Below are 18,151 nucleotides of genomic sequence, written 5' to 3'. Positions count from 1 at the left end.
GACGGCGATGACTGCTCCCGCCACCACTGACAGCGAGCACGACGCAGCTCCGGCCGCCCCGGACCAGGGCGGCCGGGCCCCCCGGGGGCGCTACGGCGTGCTGGCGCTGACCGCCATGCTCGTGGTGGGCCTGCTGCTCGGGTTCGGCGGCGGCCTGCTCACCCCGGGGCTCACCCGACCGGGTGACTCCTCGGTGGAGGCGGGCTTCGCGCGGGACATGACCACGCACCACACCCAGGCGGTGGAGATGAGCCTGACCGCGTACCGGTCGGCGACGCTGCCCGGGGTGCGGCAGATGGCCGTCGACATCGCCAGCGGGCAGCAGGGCGAGATCGGCGCCATGCAGACCTGGCTGCGGCAGTGGGAGCTGAGCCCGACCGGGTCGCAGCCGCCGATGTCGTGGATGTCCGACGGGGCCACCGTCAAGGACGGGCTGATGCCGGGGATGGCCACCCCGCAGGAGATGGCCGCCCTGCGTGACGCCCAGGGCATCGAGGTCGACCGGCAGTTCCTGGACCTGATGATCAATCATCACCTGGGCGGCATCCACATGATCGACGCGGTGCTCGGCGAGACCGACAACGCCGAGGTGCTGCGGGTGGCGCGGACCATGAAGTCCACCCAGCAGAGCGAGCTGAACAACCTCCGGCAGCTCCAGGCGCAGGCCAAGGGCTGACCTACCGGACGGGCGCATCGGGCCCGCGTCACCGCCGTGGACCGGCGGGGCGCGGGCCCGCGTCATGTGGTGGGAACGACCCCCTCTTGTCCCTGAAATCCTGTATGGGCGTTTTGAGCGGTGCAACCGATTACGTTGCTTAGAGAGTTTTCTCCGCACATATCGTGACCAGTTGCGATTCGGGCTCGTTGCGCAGGACGTGGGGGTTGCACTCAGAGACGCACGGCGTTCGGTCACCAGCTGGTGCCGGCGCCACACCATCGGCGGTGACGGGGCGGTGGCAGCCGTCCGTCGCGGACAGCGGCAGGGCGAGCCGGGAATGCTCAGCCGCGAACAGGAACTCGAACTGATCGACGCGCTGCGGGGCGTCCATCCCGACGAGTTCGGCCTGGACGAGGAGCTGTGGACGCGGCAGAGCCTCACCACGCTCATCCAGCGCCGGTTCGACCTGCCGCTGGACGCGGGCGCGGTCGGGGCGTACCTGCGGGCCTGGGGGTTGGGTCCGCGGGAGCCGCGCGAGCGGGCCTGCGGGCTCTGCGTCAGCGCGGTCGAGCGCTGGGTACGCAGCGAGTACCCGGCGATCACCCGGGCCGCCCAGGAGCACCTCGCCGAGGTCTACTGGCTGGGGCGGGTCCGGCTGCGCGGCACCATGCCGGCGGCCGACGTGATCTCCGCCGTCTCGTCCCGCGGTCGGGTGCGCTTCATGATCACCACGCCGACGGTGGACCCGCCGCTGCCCCGCGACTTCGTGCTGCGACTCAGTGGGGAGGAGCAGCGCACCGTGCACCTGATCGTGGACGGCTCCTGGCCGCGCAACGAGTGGCCCCGGCGACTCCCCCGGCGGATCGTGCTGCACCCGCTGCCCAGCTGCGGTCGGGTGATCGCCGCCGCCTGACGGCTACGGGCCCTCGCCGCCTGACCGCCCCGGGCGGTCGGGCGGCTGACCACCAGGGCGATCGGGCGGTTGGCGACACGATCGGGTCACCGGATACCGATTCGGCGTTCACGGAGGAGGTTTGCTAGTCTTCTCCAGTCGCTGAGCCCCCGTAGCTCAGGGGATAGAGCACCGCCCTCCGGAGGCGGGGGCGCAGGTTCGAATCCTGCCGGGGGCACCATCGTTGAATCGCACATAAGGCCTCTGACAGGGTAAACCCCGGTCAGGGGCCTTAGTCGTGTGTCCAGGGCTGGAGTACGTAGCGACCACGCACCCCACCCTTCGCCATGGCCCGGTGGGCGTCGTCGACCTGGTCCAGCGGCATGACCGTGTGCACTCGGGCCGGCAGTTCGCCGGACGCGGTGCGGGCGAGCAGGTCATCCAATCGAGGGCCGTCGGGGTGCGCCACCACGGCGGCTATGGTGACCCCGCGCTCCATGGCCGGCACGGCGTTCGGCCGGACGCCGACGAAGGCCCCGCCGTCGCGGACCAGGGCGAGACCCTGCTCCTGCAGGGCAGCACCGTCGGCGACCGCGTCCCAGCCCGGCTCGGCTCGGGCGGTGAAGTCGGCGCCGAGGCTGCGGACGAACTCCTCGTCCTCGGCTCGGGCCAGGCCGGTCACGCGCCAGCCGCGGTCCTGCGCGAGCGAGGCGACGTACCCTCCGACCGCGCCGGCCGCCCCGGTCACCAGCAGCCGGTTACCGCCGGTGGGCGCGTCGCCGAGCAGGTCGACGATCTGCGCCGCAGCCAGCCCATTGAGCGGCACCGTCGACGCCGCGACCAGGTCCAGCCCGTCAGGCACGACGGCGAGGTCGGCGGCCGGCACGACGAGCTGTTCGGCGTAGGTGCCGAAGTCGCGGTCGAACCCAGCCACCAGACCGGCGACCCGGGTACCTACGGTCAGCTCCACGCCGCGGCCGGCGGCTACCACGATGCCGGCGAAGTCCCAACCCAGGCCGGTACGCTCCGCCTGATTGATCAGGCCCATGGCGTGGAAGAAGCCACCCGCGACCCCGAGGTCGACGGGGTTGACCGGCGCAGCGGCGATCTCGACCCGGACCTCGCCGGGCCGGGGCTCAGTTACGGGAACGTCAATGATCTCGATCGAGCCGGGTGCGCCCGGGGTGCGCACGACGGCGGTGCGGTAGGTGGACATGCTCATGGGTCCGCTCCTCATGGCTTGTGTTCGACGGTCTTCCCACATCACTATTGAGGGGTAACTCTCCACTAGGAAGTACGCACCTCAGAGTGCGTAGGGCACCGCCCGGTAGGAAGGAGCAGTCGATGCCAACACGGACGGCAGCCCAGAGGCGGGCACAGGCGCAGGCGGACTACGACGCGTTCCTCGCACGCTGCCCCAGCCGCCAGCTACTCGACCGGATCTCCGACAAGTGGGTGACGCTGATCCTGGCGGCACTCGGCAGCGACGGCCCGCATGCCCCCGGCAGCAACCGTGTCGGCGAGCCGCGAGCGATGCGCTACTCGGAGTTGGCCCGCCGGCTGGCCGGCGTCAGCCAGAAGATGCTCACCCAGACGCTGCGCTCCCTCGAACGCGACGGCCTGGTCACCCGCACCGTGACGGCAACCGTGCCGGTCACCGTCACGTACGAGCTGACCGACCTGGGTCTCTCGCTCCACCACCTGATGCGCGCCGTCAAGGATTGGGCCGAGGCGCACATGGACGAGGTGCTCGCCAATCGCGAGCAGCATGACATCCGCGTCGGCTGAACGCTGACCATCAGCGCGAGAGCGTGCTGTTAGCGTTGCCCCCTCAACAGGGGAGACAGAATGACATCGACAACGTTCCGTATCGGAGGAGATCTGGAGGTACGCCGGCTCGGGTTCGGTGCCATGCGCCTGCCGACCGAGGCGGGCGCTGCCCGCGAGGCATCTCTGGCGGTGATCCGGCGGGCCGTCGCGCTGGGCGTCACGCTGATCGATACCGCCCACCTGTATGGCGGAGGAGCAACGAGGAGCTTCTCGCCGAGGCCCTCTACCCCTATCCGGACGGGCTGCTCATCACGACCAAGGTCGGCGTTGCGCGATCAGGCCCGCAAGGGGAGTGGAAACTGGACGGGCGGCCGGCCGTCCTGCGCGCGCAGGTCGAGCAGGCTCTGCGCCGGCTGCGCGTCGAGCGAATCGAGCTGCTCCAGCTGCACCGGATCGATCCAGAGACGCCGCTGGCCGAGCAACTCGGTACGTTGCGGGAGCTGAAGGCTGAAGGCAAGATCGGCCGAATCGGGCTGTCCGAGGTCACCGTCGCCGAGCTGGACCAGGCGCGTCAGATCGTTGATGTGGCGAGCGTGCAGAACCGGTACAACGTGCTCGACCGCGAGCATGAGCCCGTCCTCACGGCCTGTGAGCGGGCAGGCATCGCGTTTCTGCCGTGGCGGCCGGTCGCGGCAGGAACGTCGGGGGCGAAGGCGGGGATCGCCGCCGTAGCATCCGAGGTCGGCGCCACCCCCACCCAGATTGCGCTCGCCTGGCTCCTGAGTCGCTCGCCGGTGATGCTCCCGATCCCCGGCACCGCCCGGATCGACCATTTGGAGGAGAATCTCGCCGCAGAGAGCCTTCACCTGACTCCAGCCCAACAAACCAGCCTGGACCGGCTGCAAGAGCTGGCATAGGCACTGCACGATCTCCCAGCCGGGCGGCGCCGGTACCGGGACCCGTCATGCCGGGTCCGCGGCCCGCAGCCGTGGCCACCGCTGCTCGGTCCAGGCCCGCAACAGCCACTCCATCGGTCCGTACCGGAACCGGGCCATCCACGCCGCGCTGGCGGCGAGCTGCACGCAGTAGATCGCGACCGCGATGAGTACGACGACCGGGGGTGCGACGGCACCGGCGAGGCCCAGCCCGACGCCGGTGAAGACCAGCACGCAGAGCAGCGACTGACCCAGGTAGTTCGACAGGGACATCCGGCCGGCCGGCGCGAGTACGGCGACGACCCGCCGCCCCCGGTCGGTCTGGAAGAACTGGAGCAGGGTGGCGGCGTACGCGGCCGCGAGCAGCGGCGCGGTGAGCACGCCCGCCGTCAGCCCGGTCAGGTTGGCGGTGCCCCCGCCCGATGCGAAGATCACCGCACCGGCCAGGCCGATTGGATAGCCCAGCTGCTGCACCCGGCGCAGGAGCTGCCGGTTCCCGACGACGTCGGTGAGTAGCCGGCGCCGCCCGGCAGCGTAACCAAAGAGGACGGCCGAGAGGGCGAGCGGCCCCTGCACGAGGAGCGTGCCGAACATCGCCGGCAGCTGGCGTACGTGCTCGGTGATCAGCGAGCCGATCCCGCCCTGTAGTGCCTCGGTGGACCGCTGCCCCGCCGCGAGTGCCGTCGCCGGATCGGTGACCAGCTGGGTCCCGCCCGTGGCGGCTAGCGCGAGGACGAAGCCGATCCCGCCGGTCAGCAGTACGGCGGCGCGCAGCGCGGTCCCGGCGCCGACTCGCCGCATGCCGAGCAGGACCAGACCGAGCAATGCGTACGTGGTCAGGATGTCGCCCTGGAACAGCAGAACCGCGTGCAGGATGCCGAGCACGAAGAGCCCGGCCAGCCGTCGCCGGAACCGTGGGGCGAAGTCGACGCCGCGCCGCGCGGCGGAATCGAGCTGGAGCGTGAAGCTGTAGCCGAACAGAAAGGAGAAGAGCAGGTACGCCTTCATCGTGAGGAGCAGTTCGACCAGCCACCGGACCGCCTGGTCGCCCCACGAGTCGTGCGCGGGATCCGGAACCAGCTGGAAGGAATAGCCGGAGGCGAAGAAGGCGATGTTGACGACCAGGATGAGGAGCAGCGCCACGGCGCGCAACGCGTCGACGTCGACGATCCGGGAGAGCGTCCCGGACGACGCTCGATTCTCGACGGGCGGGTCTCCGATGGAGAAATTCACGTGACCACCTCCGGAACGGACAGGAATCGTGTTCGATGACTTTCCTGCGACGCTACGAAGCGGTCTGTCCTGATGACAGCCGGTTAGCGGGAAGTTTCGCCGGTGGGGCAGGCCCTACCCCCGCGAGGCGGGGGGCAACGCGACCATGGCCGGAGACATCTACCGGATCATGAGGGTGTGGGGCCAATGTCCCCGTCCGAGGCGACGCCAGCCGAATCTGTTAACAACCCTTGATATTAAACATCACGGACGTCAATATGTGGAGGTCGCGGGTCGTCGAAGCCTGGGGAGTGAGCCATGAGAAGCCGTCGGATTTTCGCAGTGGTAGCCGGGGCGGCGATGACCGTCGCGGCCGCCGTCGCCTTCGTCCCCAGCAGCATGGCTGCCGTGTCCTCGGCGGACGCCGCCCTGCTGGTCGCCTGTACCGCACCGGCCTGGGCCGAGGGCAACACCTACCCGGCGGGTGCCCAGGTCACCTACGGCGGCCGGCTCTACCAGGCTCTGGTCACCCACACCGCACACCCCGGTGCCGGCTGGAACCCGGCCGCGACCCCGTCGCTGTGGCGTGACCTGGGCGCGTGCTCGGGAGGCACCCCGCCACCGACCACGCCGCCGCCCACCACACCGCCGCCCACAACGCCGCCACCGACCACGCCGCCGCCGACCGGTGGGACCTGCGGGGTGAAGTCGCGGCCCGCCGGCAAGGTGCTGCAGGGCTACTGGGAGAACTGGGATGGCGCCTCCAACGGCGTACACCCCGGCCTCGGCTGGATCCCGATCACCGACAGCCGGCTCAGCCAGCATGGCTACAACGTGATCAACGCGGCTTTCCCGGTGATCCGCTCAGACGGCACGGTGCTCTGGGAGAACGGCATGGACGCTGGCGTCAAGGTGGCCACCCCAGCCGAGATGTGCCAGGCCAAAGCGGCCGGCGCAACGATCCTGATGTCGATCGGCGGGGCCGCGGCGGGCATCGACCTGAGCTCCAGCGCGGTCGCCGACCGGTTCATCGCGACGATCGTGCCGATCCTCACGGCCTACCACTTCGACGGCATCGACATCGACATCGAGACCGGCCTGACCGGTAGCGGGAACATCAACACCCTCTCCACGTCGCAGGCCAACCTGATCCGGATCATCGACGGAGTCCTGGCCCGGATGCCGTCGAACTTCGGCCTGACCATGGCACCGGAGACGGCCTACGTCACCGGCGGCAGCGTGGTCTACGGCTCGATCTGGGGCTCGTACCTGCCGATCATCAAGAAGTACGTGGACAACGGCCGGCTCTGGTGGCTGAACATGCAGTACTACAACGGCAGCATGTACGGCTGCGCCGGCGACTCGTACCCCGCTGGCACCGTGCAGGGCTTCACGGTGCAGACGCAGTGCCTGAACAACGGCCTGACCATCCAGGGCACCACCATCCGCGTGCCGTACGACAAGCAGGTTCCGGGCCTGCCCGCGCAGAACGGCGCCGGTGGCGGCTACATGTCGACGTCGCTGGTCACGCAGGCGTGGAACGCCATACCCGGCCTCAAGGGCCTGATGACCTGGTCGGCGAACTGGGACGGGTCAAAGGGCTGGACGTTCGGCGACAACGTGAAGCGCTTGCAGGGACGCTGAAGGGTCGCGGCTCCCCCGGCCCGACTGGGAGGGGGAGCCGCGCCGCGAGAGCGAGCGCCCGGACCGGACCCCAGCGCGTGCCGTCAGCCGGTCTGTCGGCGGGCGCGGGCCCGGCGCTTGCCCTCGTGCATGGCCTGCACGCGGGCCACCGGGATGGCTCGCCCCTCGGCCACCAGGTCGGCGGGGAGCGGCTGCGGCGCCGGCATCAGCGCGGCCCACGGGTCAGCCCCGGCCACCAGCGACGGCACGGTCCGGATGGTGAAGTCGGCCGGGGTCACCTCGGGCAGGTCGGCCCAGTCGACCGGGAAGGAGACCGGCAGCCCAGGGCGCAGCCGCGGGCTGTACGTGGCCGCCACGGTCGCCCCGCCGGCCCGGGTGGCGTCCACGAAGACCCGGCCGCCCCGGTCCTCCTTGATGTAGGCCGTGGTGGCCAGCGCCGGGTCGAGCCGCTCGGCGCGGACGGCGAGCGCCCGGGTGGCTGCGGCCAACTCCTCCGCCGTGGGCTCGTCGGCCACCGGGACGAAGACGTGCACGCCCTTGGCGCCGCTGGTCTTGACCGCCCCGGCCAGGCCGACGTCGGCGAGCGCCTGGCGGACCAGCAGCGCCGTGGCGACCGCCGCGCCGAACCCGTCCCCCTCCGGCGGGTCGAGGTCGAGCACCAGGTGGGTCGGGCGGTGCAGGTCCGCCGCGGTGGCCAGTGTCGGGTGGAACTCCACGGCCCGCTGGTTGGCGAACCAGAGCAGGGTGCGCCGGTCGTCGCAGAGGGCGTACGCGATCTCCCGGTGCGACGCCTCCGCCCAGACCGGCACCCGGCGGACCCAGTCCGGGGTGTACCGGGGCAGGTTCTTCTGCATGAACGGCGGCTGGCCGGGGCGGACCCGGATCACCGACAGCGGCCGGTCTCGCAGTTGCGGCAGGATCCGGTCCCGGACCGCGTCGAGGTAGTCGACCAGGTCGCGCTTGGTCGCGTCGTCGCGGTCGGACAGCGGCTGGTCCAGGTTGGTCAGGGCCACCCCGTCCCGGGTTTCCTCAGCCTCGCTCACCCGCTCACCCTCCCGGCACCGGCGCCGTCGGTCAACTGGACGCGGCGCTTCGCTGCCGATCGGTTTCGACGCGCGGCGCAGCGGGCCGGTCGCCGGACAGCGTGGTCAACGCGACCAGCAGCGCGGCGATCACCAGGGCGGCGGCGACGGCGAACGCCATCTGGTAGCCGCCGGCCAGCGCGGCCGTCTCGGCCCAGCCGGCGGCCCGCAGGCCGTCGGCGCGCGTGGCGGCCAGGGTGGCCAGCGCGGCCAGTCCGACCGCACCGCCGACCTGCTGGGTGGTGTTGGCCAGCCCGGAGGCGAGCCCGGCGTCCGCGTCGGTCGCGCCGGCCATGGCCAGCGTGGTGACCGCCGGCAGAGTCAGGCCGCCGGCCATCCCGAAGACCACCATCGAGGGGAGTACGTCGGCGAGATAGCCGCCGTCGGCGGGCAGCCGGGCGAGCAGCAGGAAGCCGACGGTCGCCAGACCGAGCCCGGCGAGCAGCACGGTCCGGGCACCCCACCGGGCGATCAGCCGACCGGCCAGGCCGAGCGACACCACCGCGATCACCACCGGGGTGGGCAGGAAGGCCCAGCCGGTGGCGGCCGCATCCAGCCCGAGCACCAGTTGCAGCTCCACGGCGAGCAGGAACTGGAAGCCGAAGTACGCGGAGACCATGAGGAACTGCACGGCGTTCGCCGCGACCAGGCCCGGAACGCGCAGCACCCGGGCCGGCAGCAGCGGAGTGGCCGCCACCCGTTGGCGCATGGCGAACCCGCCGAGCAGCAGCGCCGCGAGCGCCGCCGCACCGAGGGTCCGTGGGCTCGTCCAGCCATGCTCGCCGGTCCCCACGATGCTCAGCACGGCGGCCATCAGGCCGGCGGTGGCGAGCAGCGCGCCGGGCAGGTCCAGGCCCGCCCGCAGGCCGATCCCCCGCTCGGCGGGGAGCCGGCGGACGGCGGCGAGCAGGATCACCGCCCCGATCGGGAGGTTGACCAGGAAGATCGACCGCCAGCCGGCCAGGTCGGTGAGCACCCCACCGGCCACCGTGCCGACCGACGCGCCGGCCGCCCCGGTGAAGCTGAACACGGCGATCGCGCGGGCCCGCTCGGCCGGCTCTGGGTAGAGCCGGACGATCATGCCGAGACTGACCGCCATGGCCAGCGCGCCGCCGACGCCCTGACCGAAGCGCGCGGCGACCAGCAGGGCCGGCCCGGAGGCGACCGCGCAGGCCAGCGAGGCCAGGGTGAACAGCGCGACGCCGGCCAGGAAGACCCGCCGGCGGCCGAGCAGGTCGCCGAGGCGGCCGGCGAGCAGCAGCAGCCCGCCGAACGCGACCAGGTAGGCGTTGACCACCCACGCCAGGCCGGCGGCGGTGAATCCCAGGTCGCGTTGCACGGCGGGCAGTGCCACGGCGACCACGCTGCCGTCCAGGATGATCATCAGGCTGCCGGCGCAGAGCACGAGCAGCGCTGGCCAGCGGGACGGGACGACACGGTCCATGGGGACCCCTCCTTGGTGCACGGTTTGTTACCGACGCCATCGTCTGTGACCATGAGCCTGAGCGGAAGGAGGCACTGTTATGTCCCAGAGGAACAGCGATGTGTCCGCGCTGGTCCAGGCCGAGCTGACCTGCGCGGCCGGGAACGTGCCGTTCACCCCGGGGCAGGCCCGGGCGTGCACCGTCCGCGAGGTGCTCGACCGGGTCGGCGGCAAGTGGAGCATCGGCATCCTGGTGGCCGCCTCGAACGGCCCGGTGCGCTTCACCGAACTGGAGCGGCACATCGAGGGGATCAGTCGACGGATGCTCACGCTGACCCTGCGCAACCTGGAACGGGACGGCCTGCTGCACCGCACGGTCTATCCGACCGTCCCGCCCAAGGTCGAGTACACGGCCACCCCGATGGCGCTGGAGCTCTACGAGTCGCTGGTGGCGCTGACCAGCTGGGCCGAGCGGCACCGCCGGGCCATCGCCGAGGCCCGGACCAGGTACGACACCGAGCACGCCGGTTAAACCGGGTGGTGGTGTGGGGAACGCCACCACGGCAATCTGACCGATCGGTCAGGGTCTGACCGATCGGTCAGGCATGCTGGTCTGCGGAGGTGGACCAGTGATGGCCAAGGCGGTTTTCGACACGCACGGCGAGATCCTCGCCGCGGCGGCGCGGCGGTTCGCGGTGACCGGCTACCGGGGCACCTCGCTCCAGGACATCGCCCGCGAGGTCGGCTGTTCCAAGGCCACCGTGCTGTACCACTTCGCCAACAAGGAAGCCCTGCTCGCCGAGCTGATGTCCCCGGCGATCGCCGTCCTGCGGGACCTCGACGACCAGCTCACCGGGCTGACCGGCGCGGCCGCCCAGCAGGCCGCCGGCGTGGGCTTCGTCGACCTCGCGGTCCGGTTCCGGGGGGAGATCGCGCTGCTCCGCGGTGAGTTCTCGGAGCTGCTCTGCCAGCCGGCCTTCGCCCACATCCAGCAGATCTCCGAACGGCTGCGAGACGCGTTGGCCGGGCACTCCGACCGGCCGGTAGCCCGGATCACGGCGCTGGTGCTGCTGGCCGGCATCCCCGAGGCGTGCGCCGAGTTCGTCGACATTCCCGACGACGAACTGCGCGTCGCCCTGCTCTCCCTCGTCCGGCGGGCCCTCGAACCCGTCGACGACGCACGCCTGCCCCAACCACCCACGACCGAGGACAAGGAATCCTGATGGCCACCCTGCTCTACCGGCTCGGCCGGGGCGCGCTGCGCCGGCGACGGCTCGTCGTCGCGCTCTGGCTCGTCGTACTCGTCGTCGCCGGCCTTGCCGCAGCGACCCTGCGCGGCCCGACGGCGAGCAACTTCACCATGCCCGGCACCGAGAGCCAGCGCGCGCTCGACCTGCTCGCCGAGCAGTTCCCCGCGGCCAGCGGCGCCACCGGCACCATCGCGGTCAAGGCGCCGGGGGACGGCCAACTGGCCAGCCCCGAGGGCCAGGCCGTGGTGCAGGAACTGGTCCAGCAGGCCTCCACGCTGCCCGGTGTGGTCGGTGCGGTCGACCCGTTCCAGGTCGGCGCGGTCTCGCCCGACGGCCGGTACGCACTGGTCCAGGTCCAGTTCGCGACCGGCGCCGACGGGGTGAGCGATGAGCAGCGCACCGCGTACGAGGAGGTCGGTGCCGCCGCCGAGGCGAAGGGTTGGCAGGTCGCCCCGGGTGGCGAGGTGCTGGGTGGTGAGCCGGAGATCGGCTCCACCGAGGCGCTCGGCGTACTGGTCGCCGCGATCGTTCTGATCATCACCTTCGGCTCACTGGTGGCCGCCGGGATGACCATGCTCAACGCCCTGATCGGCGTGGGCGTCGGCATGGCCGGTCTGTTCGCGCTGAGCGGCGTCATCGAGTTGACCAGCACCGCGCCGATCCTGGCACTGATGCTCGGCCTCGCGGTCGGCATCGACTACTCGCTGTTCATCACCTCCCGGCATCGGCAGAACCTGCTCGACGGCCTGTCCCCGGAGGAGGCGGTCGGCCGGGCCGTGGGCACCGCCGGCTCCGCCGTGGTCTTCGCGGGCGCCACCGTGGTCATCGCCCTGGCCGGGCTGGCCGTGGTGAACATCCCGTTCCTCACCGTGATGGGTTTCGCCGCCGCCGGCACGGTCACCGTCGCGGTGCTCGTCGCGATCACCCTCCAGCCCGCGCTGCTCGGCTTCGCCGGCCTCCGGGTGCTCCCCCGCCGGCTGCGATCGGTCGCCGCCGACTCAGCGAGTGCCGGTGACGTCGCACCGGTCGACGGTCCGGACGTCAACGACCGGCCGTCCGTCGAGAACGCGCCGAACGAGGACCGGTCCTCGTTCGGCTTCCGCTGGGCGCGGCTGGTCACCCGGTTCCGGGTACCGGTCATCCTGCTCAGCCTGCTCGGCCTGGGGCTGCTCGCGCTGCCCACACCGGACATGCGGCTGGCCCTGCCGGACCCCTCGACGGCGGCCGTCGGCTCGCCCGCCCGGGTGTCGAGTGATTTGACCACCGAGGGCTTCGGACCGGGCTTCACCGGCCGGCTCGCGGTGGTGGTCGCCGGCGACACGCCGCAGGCCACCTCGGCCGCCGTGCCGCAGGTCACCGCCCTGCTCCAGCGCACCGAGAACGTGCTCGCGGTGGCGCCGGCGCAGGTCAGCCCGGACGGCCGGACCGCGCTGCTCGGGGTGGTGCCGAAGACCGGCCCGACCGACGAGGCCACCGAGACGATGGTGCACGAGATCCGTGGCTCGGTGGGCGGGATCCGCGACGCGGACGTACTGCTCACGGGGGCCACCGCAGTCGGCATCGACGTCTCCGAGAAGCTCTCCGACGCGCTGCCGACCTACCTGCTGCTGGTGGTCGGGCTCTCCGTACTGCTGCTGATGCTGGTCTTCCGCTCGCTGCTGGTGCCGATCAAGGCCGCGCTGGGCTTCCTGCTCACCGTCGCCGCCACATTCGGCATCACGGTGGCGGTCTTCCAACAGGGGCACCTCGCCGACCTGGTCGGCCTGGACACCCCGGCCCCGCTGATCAGCTTCCTGCCGATCCTGCTCATCGGCATCCTGTTCGGGCTCGCGATGGACTATGAGGTGTTCCTGGTGTCCCGGATGCGGGAGGACTTCGTGCACGGCGAGTCCGCCCGGCAGGCCACCATCAGCGGCATGGGGCACGGTGCCCGGGTGGTCACCGCCGCCGCGCTGATCATGATTTCCGTCTTCGGAGGCTTCGTCTTCCTGGAGGACCCGGTGATCAAGTCGATGGGCTTCGCGCTCGCTGTGGGTGTGGCCATCGACGCCTTCGTGGTCCGGATGACCATCGTTCCCGCGGTGATGTCGCTGCTCGGCGACCGGGCCTGGTGGCTGCCCCGCTGGCTGTCCCGCGTCCTGCCGAACGTCGACATCGAGGGCGAGGGCCTGCGGAACCACCTCACCGAGCGCACGCCGACCCGGGTCTGACCCGCTCGACCGCGGAGGCCTGGTGGCATTTCGGACACCACGCCTCCGCGGTCGAGCGGGTCAGACGCCGGCTGGGTAGGTCTCCATCTCACCGGGGGCGGCCGGGACGGGCAGCGGGTGCAGGGCGGTGGTCTCGTCACACCAGATGAAGGCGTCGTAGCGTTCGCCGAGCCGGGTCGGGACGTAGTTGCCCCAGGACTCGAAGGACGGGTCGTAGACGACGCCGATCGCCCGGTGGTCCACGGTGTCGGTGACCCAGCCGGGCTGGTCCTCCCCGCCGAAGACCAGGACCGCCCGATCCGGCATCAACTCGTGCATCCGCCGCTCGACCGATCCCTCGCGGGCCGGTGGCACCACCATCGGCTCGGGCGTCGAGCCCCACCGGGGGGCGGCGATCACCGTCCCGCGGTAGCTGCCGAAGCCGATCAGCGTCACCGCGTCGTCGCCGTGCCGCTCCCGGGCCAGCTGACCAATGTTGATCATCCCGTCCGCGGCCATGTCGGTGGCCCGGGCGTCCCCGACGTGCGTGTTGTGCGCCCAGACGATCCCTCGGGCGTCCGGGCCGTACCGGTCCAGCAGCCGGTCCAGGGTGTCCTGCATGTGGGTGTCGCGGATGTTCCACGAATCCGGCCCACCGGCCACCATCGCCCGGTAGTAGCGCTCCGCGCCGGCCACCACCTCCGCGTTCTGCCAGGCCGAGAAGCGGTCCGGACCGTCGGAGAGGGCATGTTCCCGGGTCCGGGCCAGCAGCCGGACCACCTCCTCCTCGCAGCGGGCGGAGACGAACCGGCTGGCCGCGCCGTACTCCTCGACCCGCTTGCCGTACGGCTCGAAGCACCGGTACGCGTCCTGCGCCGCCTCCAGCGAGGTCGGATCCTCCTCCCCCAGGTAGTCGAAGATGGCCTGCATCGACTCCCAGAGGCTGTACACGTCGAGCCCGTGGAATCCGGCCCGTTGCTCCTCCGGCCGTTCCACGTTCCACGCCCGCAGCCACCGGCAGAACCGGGCCACCTCGGCGTTCGCCCACATCCAGGTCGGCCACCGCTCGAACCGATCGAGCGCGATCTGTGGATCGAGCGCCCCGCCCGGCGCGGCGGTGACCGAGCGGTGCACCCGGTCGCAGTCCGGCCAGTCGCCCTCCACGGCCACGAACGAGAAGCCGCACTCTGCGATCAGCCGGCGGGTGAGCTGCTCGCGCAGCCGGTAGTAGTCGTAGCTGCCGTGGGTGGATTCGCCGATCATCACCACCCGGGCGTCCCGGACGCGCTCCAGCAACGGGTCGAAGTCGCTCGGCGCGCCGAGCCGCTGAACCAGCATGTCAGCGGCTACCCGGCGGCCGCTGCGACAAACCGTCGGCGCGCCGCGGGCGACACGCCGTACACCGGCCGTGCGGCCGACCGGTGTACGGGTGGAGCGAGCGGGTAGCCGGCCGACATGACCGTCACCGGGGTTCAGTTGCAGGAGTACCTGGCCGGGCTCGACTACCCGGTCTCGCGCGAGGATCTGGTCCGCTGGGGGCAGGAGAACGGAGCCAGCACGGCGATGTTGCAGATGTTCCAGGCGTTGCCGGTGGAGCAGTTCGAGTCGCCGGACGAGTTGAGCGCCGCGCTGACCACCCGCACCTGACCGGGACGGTGGGGTCACCGGGCGTGCAGCAGCCGGAACAGCACCAGCCACTGTTCGGGCCAGACGTAGCCGACCGGGGTGTCCGATGCGATCCGGGTGGCCCGCAGCGCCGCCGCCACCCGGGACGGCGGGTGATGCCGGCGCAGGCTCGCGGCGAGGGAGCCGCCGACTCCCTCGAAGCCCACCGCCACCAGCCGCTGGTACGCCGGCAGGGCCGCCCGGGGTAGCAGCGGCTCCGCCCGACGCTCGATGCGCAGGATCCCGGCGTCCACCGCCGGCACCGGCCGGAACGCGGTACGTGGTACCCGTCCGGCCAGCCGCCAGCCGAACTCCGGCCAGGTCGAGACGGTGAGCCGGGTCCACCGGCCGTAGTCGCCGCTGCGCCGACGGGCGTACTCCAGTTGGGTGAGCAGGGTGGCCGAGCGCAACCGGGGCGCCGCCAGGCACCACCGCACCACGGCCGAGGTCAGCGACCAGGGGATGTTGCCGACCACCGCGAACGGCTCCGGTGGTGGCTCGGCGGCCAGGAAGTCGGCCTGTCGGTGCTCGACGGTGGGCAGGGTCGCGCAGACGGCGGACAGCTCCCGGCCGGCGGCCGGATCCACCTCGTACGCCGTCAGTCGCGCACAGCGGGCGGCGAGCGGCCGGGTCAGCTGGCCACGACCGGCGCCGACCTCCAGTAGGAGCCCGTCCGGATCGGGGTCGGCGGCGCGGACCAGCCGTGCCACGGCGGTCGGGTCGGCGAGAAAGTTCTGGCTGAGTACACGACGGGACCGGTCGCGTTCGGTAGGTCGGGATTTGCGGGGCGCCACGGGTCTTCGTCCTGTCTGTCGCCGTTCGGCGACGGGCTGGACAGGCAGCCGGGACTCCGGGCCTGTCCGAGTGGATCGGGACTCGGACGGCCCTGGACGATGGCGCGGGAACGCGGCGGTGCGGCAGCGACGGGGCGACAGCCCCGGGTGCGGCGGCAGGAATGAGCCGATCAGCGGCGGCGGGGCTCAGCCCCGGCTCGCCGCGAGGGTGAACCGATCAGCGGCGGGTCGCGTCCCGGCCGGCCAGGGCCGGACGCCGGACTCGCGGGCGGGACACCAACAAGAGGCCCCGAGCGGCCGGCGTACCGACCCCCTCGATCAGGGCATGCGTGAACATGCCCGCCACCCTAACCAACCCCAACCCCGCCCTCCACCCATTTCCCCCGCCCCCGACCCATCCCCCGGTGGGCGGGGGTGGGGGTGGGGGTGGGGGTGGGGTTACGGGAGGGGGACTGTGCGGGATTCGGTGCGGGCGATTTCGGCGGCGGCGAGGATGCCGACGACCTCCCGGCCGAAGCGGACGTCGCAGCGGTGGTCCCGGGTGCCCGCCTGAACCTGCTCGATGAGCTGGTCGATCGCCACGCCGAACGCCGTCGCGGGGTCGTTCTCCCCGAGCGGGACGGTCTCGATGCCGTTCTCGCCGTAGAACACGAACTCCCGGGCCATCGCCTCGCGCGGTGCGTCCAGGGAGAGCGAGGCGCTGCTGGTGGCCCCACCATCGTGGGTGAGCAGCAGGTGCACCATCCCGCTCGGGCCGTTCATCGCGGCCACCTGAGTCGCCCGGCCCAGCACCGGCAGGATGATCGAAAGCGCGTGCGGGCCGATGTCCCAGAGCGCGCCGTGCTCGCGCCGCCACAGCGAACCGCCGTACGGGCTGCCCTCCTGGAAGATCGACGCGAACGCGGTGGTCCGACCGTGCTGCCAGCCCCCGGCGGCGGCGGTCGCGGCGAGGAACGCGGTCACGTTCGGCTGGAACCGCTGGGTGAAGAAGATGACCGACGCGACCCCGGACGCCTCGGCGGCGGCGACCACCCGGTCGGCGTCGGCGACGGTGAGCGCCAGCGGCTTGTCCAGCAGCAGGTGCCGGCCGGCGGTGGCCGCCCGGACCGCGATGTCGGCCTGGATGTCCGGCGGCAGCGCGACGGCGATCGCGTCACACACCTCGAGCAGCGCGTCGACGTCGGCGAACGCCGGCACCCCGTACACCTCGGCCAGCGCGGCGGCCCGCTCCGGGTTACGCCCCCACACCCCGACCAGTTCCGCGTCCGGGTGTGCGTGCAGCGCCTTCCCGTGCGTCTCAATCGCCCAGTGACCGGTGCCGAACAAGCCGAACCGCAGCACGTGTACCTCCGCCGTTTCCCCTCACCGCGGCGACGCCACGGGCGAGATCCACGCTAGTCGCCCCACCAGGCGTGCCGGCAGCGGGTTGACCAACCGGAGCCCGGAGGTTCCGGCGCGGGCCGGCAGAGCCGATGCCTGATTGGCGCCTGTCGAGCTGCCCCAGATATGGGGCAACGACACCCAGCCCCATGAAGAGCCCCCACCCGCTCCTCGCCTGCGCCCGCATGCCCGCTATCACTCCATCGCACGCCCGGCCCTCGCGCCGCACGCCCACTCCCCCATCGCACGCCCGCGCCCCGCGCCGCACGCCCACTCCCGCGCCGCGGCCCCGGCCCCGGCCCCGGGCCCTCGCCCCCGCGCACTTCATCACTGCCCCATTTGTGGGGCAGCTCGACAGCGAGCGGCGATAGACAGCCAGGCGGCATCACCCGTTTACTACGACGGTTAGTAGGCTGTGCCGGTGACCGAGGCAACGACCGGGTGGGTCCGGTGACCAGCGTGGGCGCCGACTCACCGGTGGACGGGATCCTCGCGACGGTTTCCATCGTGCTGTCGCTGCTCGTCGCGGTGTGGGCACTGGTGGCGGCGCTACGCCACCGTCCGCCGGACCGGGTGCAGTTCATCGGCCTGGGCGTACTCGAGTTGGCGCTGCTCGCGTTGAGTGTGCTGGCGCTGGTCGCGGTCGGCGGCGGGGACCGCCCCGGCGAGCCCGGTGCCTTCTTCGGCTACCTGGTCACGCTCGTCTGCCTGCCGCCGCTGGCCTGGGTACTGGCCCGGATGGAGCCGACCCGCTGGGGTTCGGCGATCGTCTGCGCGGTCTGCCTGGTGGCCCCGGTGGTGGTGGTCCGTTTGCAGCAGACCTGGGAGGTGCTCGGTGGTTGAGACACGACCGGCGCGGCGCGCCACGAACACCGGTCCGGGCCGGCTGCTGATCGCGGTGTACCTGCTCTTCGCCATCGCGGCGACCAGCCGGGCGGGCCTGCAGATCGCCACGAAGTTCGACGAGGCGCCGGTGGCGTACCTGCTCTCCGCGCTGGCCGCGCTCATCTACATCGTGGCCGCGGTGGGGCTGGCCCGCGCCGGGCACACCGGCCGGCGGGTCGCACTGGCCTGCTGCACGGTGGAACTGGTCGGGGTGCTCGCGGTCGGCGTCCTGAGCGTGGTCGACAAAGAACTCTTCCCGGACGAGACGGTCTGGTCGCAGTTCGGCAGCGGGTACGGGTACATCCCGCTGGTGCTGCCGGTGCTCGGCCTGCTCTGGCTCTGGCGCACCCGCCGCGACGCCGACTGACCGGC

16 protein-coding genes, 1 tRNA gene and 2 pseudogenes are annotated in these 18,151 nt (G+C 71.9%); 12 read left to right on the top strand and 7 right to left on the bottom strand.

From position 1 onward, the window contains the following. Window positions 1-7 precede the first annotated feature (7 nt). The 3 genes from ABZV00_RS20930 to ABZV00_RS20920 all read left to right on the top strand — a co-directional run bounded on the left by ABZV00_RS20930 (window position 8) and on the right by ABZV00_RS20920 (window position 1,791). A complete protein-coding gene (locus ABZV00_RS20930; protein WP_355608648.1) occupies window positions 8-676 on the top strand; it encodes a DUF305 domain-containing protein in 669 nt (222 codons plus the stop codon). 199 nt (window positions 677-875) lie between these two features. Next, complete coding sequence (locus tag ABZV00_RS20925; protein WP_328426067.1) at window positions 876-1,571, top strand: winged helix-turn-helix domain-containing protein; 696 nt, start codon at window positions 876-878, stop codon at window positions 1,569-1,571. Window positions 1,572-1,716: 145 nt separating this feature from the next. Next, window positions 1,717-1,791, top strand: a tRNA-Arg gene (locus ABZV00_RS20920). 51 nt (window positions 1,792-1,842) lie between these two features. Here ABZV00_RS20920 and ABZV00_RS20915 read toward each other — a convergent pair. Continuing rightward, complete coding sequence (locus ABZV00_RS20915; protein ID WP_355608646.1) at window positions 1,843-2,772, bottom strand: NADP-dependent oxidoreductase; 930 nt, start codon at window positions 2,770-2,772, stop codon at window positions 1,843-1,845. A 122-nt stretch (window positions 2,773-2,894) separates the two neighbouring features. Here ABZV00_RS20915 and ABZV00_RS20910 point away from each other — a divergent pair, with 122 nt between their 5' ends. Both ABZV00_RS20910 and ABZV00_RS20905 read left to right on the top strand, forming a co-directional pair. Then, a complete protein-coding gene (locus ABZV00_RS20910) occupies window positions 2,895-3,338 on the top strand; it encodes a helix-turn-helix domain-containing protein (RefSeq protein WP_355608643.1) in 444 nt (147 codons plus the stop codon). Window positions 3,339-3,398: 60 nt separating this feature from the next. Then, a pseudogene (locus ABZV00_RS20905) lies at window positions 3,399-4,237 on the top strand (aldo/keto reductase). A 45-nt stretch (window positions 4,238-4,282) separates the two neighbouring features. Here ABZV00_RS20905 and ABZV00_RS20900 read toward each other — a convergent pair. Then, window positions 4,283-5,488, bottom strand: a complete 1,206-nt coding sequence (locus ABZV00_RS20900) for a DUF418 domain-containing protein (RefSeq protein WP_355608641.1) — start codon at window positions 5,486-5,488, stop codon at window positions 4,283-4,285. A gap of 297 nt (window positions 5,489-5,785) precedes the next feature. Between ABZV00_RS20900 and ABZV00_RS20895 the strand changes: the two genes are divergently transcribed. Then, window positions 5,786-7,111 (top strand): glycosyl hydrolase family 18 protein, encoded by a 1,326-nt coding sequence (locus tag ABZV00_RS20895; RefSeq protein WP_355608638.1) that lies wholly within the window; start codon window positions 5,786-5,788, stop codon window positions 7,109-7,111. A gap of 83 nt (window positions 7,112-7,194) precedes the next feature. On the opposite strand, the gene ABZV00_RS20890 is transcribed toward ABZV00_RS20895, so the two are convergent. Together ABZV00_RS20890 and ABZV00_RS20885 are read right to left on the bottom strand one after the other, a co-directional pair. Next, window positions 7,195-8,214, bottom strand: a complete 1,020-nt coding sequence (locus ABZV00_RS20890; protein WP_355608727.1) for an ATP-dependent DNA ligase — start codon at window positions 8,212-8,214, stop codon at window positions 7,195-7,197. Continuing rightward, complete coding sequence (locus ABZV00_RS20885; RefSeq protein WP_355608636.1) at window positions 8,186-9,637, bottom strand: MFS transporter; 1,452 nt, start codon at window positions 9,635-9,637, stop codon at window positions 8,186-8,188. Before ABZV00_RS20885 ends, ABZV00_RS20890 begins: the two co-directional genes overlap by 29 nt. A 79-nt stretch (window positions 9,638-9,716) precedes the next feature. Here ABZV00_RS20885 and ABZV00_RS20880 point away from each other — a divergent pair, with 79 nt between their 5' ends. The 3 genes from ABZV00_RS20880 to ABZV00_RS20870 all read left to right on the top strand — a co-directional run bounded on the left by ABZV00_RS20880 (window position 9,717) and on the right by ABZV00_RS20870 (window position 13,076). Beyond that, entirely contained in the window at window positions 9,717-10,148 is a 432-nt protein-coding gene (locus ABZV00_RS20880) for a helix-turn-helix domain-containing protein (protein WP_328419902.1), read from the top strand. A gap of 100 nt (window positions 10,149-10,248) precedes the next feature. Next, the gene (locus ABZV00_RS20875; protein WP_355608633.1) at window positions 10,249-10,839 is read left to right on the top strand and encodes a helix-turn-helix domain-containing protein; all 591 of its coding nucleotides are present in this window, start codon (window positions 10,249-10,251) and stop codon (window positions 10,837-10,839) included. Beyond that, window positions 10,839-13,076, top strand: a complete 2,238-nt coding sequence (locus tag ABZV00_RS20870; protein WP_355608631.1) for an MMPL family transporter — start codon at window positions 10,839-10,841, stop codon at window positions 13,074-13,076. The genes ABZV00_RS20875 and ABZV00_RS20870 overlap by 1 nt, the downstream gene beginning before the upstream one ends. Before the next feature lie 60 nt (window positions 13,077-13,136). Here the strand turns inward: ABZV00_RS20870 and ABZV00_RS20865 are convergent, their stop codons facing one another. After that, window positions 13,137-14,393 (bottom strand): erythromycin esterase family protein, encoded by a 1,257-nt coding sequence (locus ABZV00_RS20865; RefSeq protein ID WP_328419908.1) that lies wholly within the window; start codon window positions 14,391-14,393, stop codon window positions 13,137-13,139. Between the two features lie 117 nt (window positions 14,394-14,510). Here ABZV00_RS20865 and ABZV00_RS20860 point away from each other — a divergent pair, with 117 nt between their 5' ends. Next, window positions 14,511-14,702 (top strand): DUF2795 domain-containing protein, encoded by a 192-nt coding sequence (locus tag ABZV00_RS20860; RefSeq protein WP_328419910.1) that lies wholly within the window; start codon window positions 14,511-14,513, stop codon window positions 14,700-14,702. Between the two features lie 14 nt (window positions 14,703-14,716). Here ABZV00_RS20860 and erm read toward each other — a convergent pair whose 3' ends face one another. Then, entirely contained in the window at window positions 14,717-15,514 is a 798-nt protein-coding gene (gene erm, locus ABZV00_RS20855; protein WP_355608627.1) for an ErmE/ErmH/ErmO/ErmR family 23S rRNA (adenine(2058)-N(6))-methyltransferase, read from the bottom strand. Window positions 15,515-15,952: 438 nt separating this feature from the next. Further along, a complete protein-coding gene (locus ABZV00_RS20850) occupies window positions 15,953-16,855 on the bottom strand; it encodes a Gfo/Idh/MocA family oxidoreductase (protein WP_355608624.1) in 903 nt (300 codons plus the stop codon). 454 nt (window positions 16,856-17,309) lie between these two features. On the opposite strand from ABZV00_RS20850, the pseudogene ABZV00_RS20845 reads away from it, so the two are divergent. Next, window positions 17,310-17,737: pseudogene (locus ABZV00_RS20845) on the top strand (hypothetical protein). Continuing rightward, window positions 17,730-18,146 (top strand): hypothetical protein, encoded by a 417-nt coding sequence (locus ABZV00_RS20840; RefSeq protein WP_328419916.1) that lies wholly within the window; start codon window positions 17,730-17,732, stop codon window positions 18,144-18,146. Before ABZV00_RS20845 ends, ABZV00_RS20840 begins: the two are co-directional and overlap by 8 nt. The last annotated feature ends 5 nt before the right edge of the window (window positions 18,147-18,151 follow it).

The sequence above is a fragment of the Micromonospora sp. NPDC005173 genome (genome assembly GCF_040608515.1).
Classification (GTDB): domain Bacteria; phylum Actinomycetota; class Actinomycetes; order Mycobacteriales; family Micromonosporaceae; genus Micromonospora.
Note: the sequence above shows the minus strand (reverse complement) of the source record. Positions and strands in the feature narration are given on the sequence as shown.

Bases quoted from the DNA above. Each gene is read 5' to 3' on its own strand.
- ABZV00_RS20930 (WP_355608648.1), top strand. From the start codon at position 8: ATGACTGCTCCCGCCACCACTGACAGCGAGCACGACGCAGCTCCGGCC.
- ABZV00_RS20885 (WP_355608636.1), bottom strand. From the start codon at position 9,637: ATGGACCGTGTCGTCCCGTCCCGCTGGCCAGCGCTGCTCGTGCTCTGC.
- ABZV00_RS20915 (WP_355608646.1), bottom strand. From the start codon at position 2,772: ATGAGCATGTCCACCTACCGCACCGCCGTCGTGCGCACCCCGGGCGCA.
- ABZV00_RS20865 (WP_328419908.1), bottom strand. From the start codon at position 14,393: ATGCTGGTTCAGCGGCTCGGCGCGCCGAGCGACTTCGACCCGTTGCTG.
- ABZV00_RS20895 (WP_355608638.1), top strand. From the start codon at position 5,786: ATGAGAAGCCGTCGGATTTTCGCAGTGGTAGCCGGGGCGGCGATGACC.
- ABZV00_RS20860 (WP_328419910.1), top strand. From the start codon at position 14,511: ATGACCGTCACCGGGGTTCAGTTGCAGGAGTACCTGGCCGGGCTCGAC.
- ABZV00_RS20880 (WP_328419902.1), top strand. From the start codon at position 9,717: ATGTCCCAGAGGAACAGCGATGTGTCCGCGCTGGTCCAGGCCGAGCTG.
- ABZV00_RS20875 (WP_355608633.1), top strand. From the start codon at position 10,249: ATGGCCAAGGCGGTTTTCGACACGCACGGCGAGATCCTCGCCGCGGCG.
- ABZV00_RS20870 (WP_355608631.1), top strand. From the start codon at position 10,839: ATGGCCACCCTGCTCTACCGGCTCGGCCGGGGCGCGCTGCGCCGGCGA.
- ABZV00_RS20910 (WP_355608643.1), top strand. From the start codon at position 2,895: ATGCCAACACGGACGGCAGCCCAGAGGCGGGCACAGGCGCAGGCGGAC.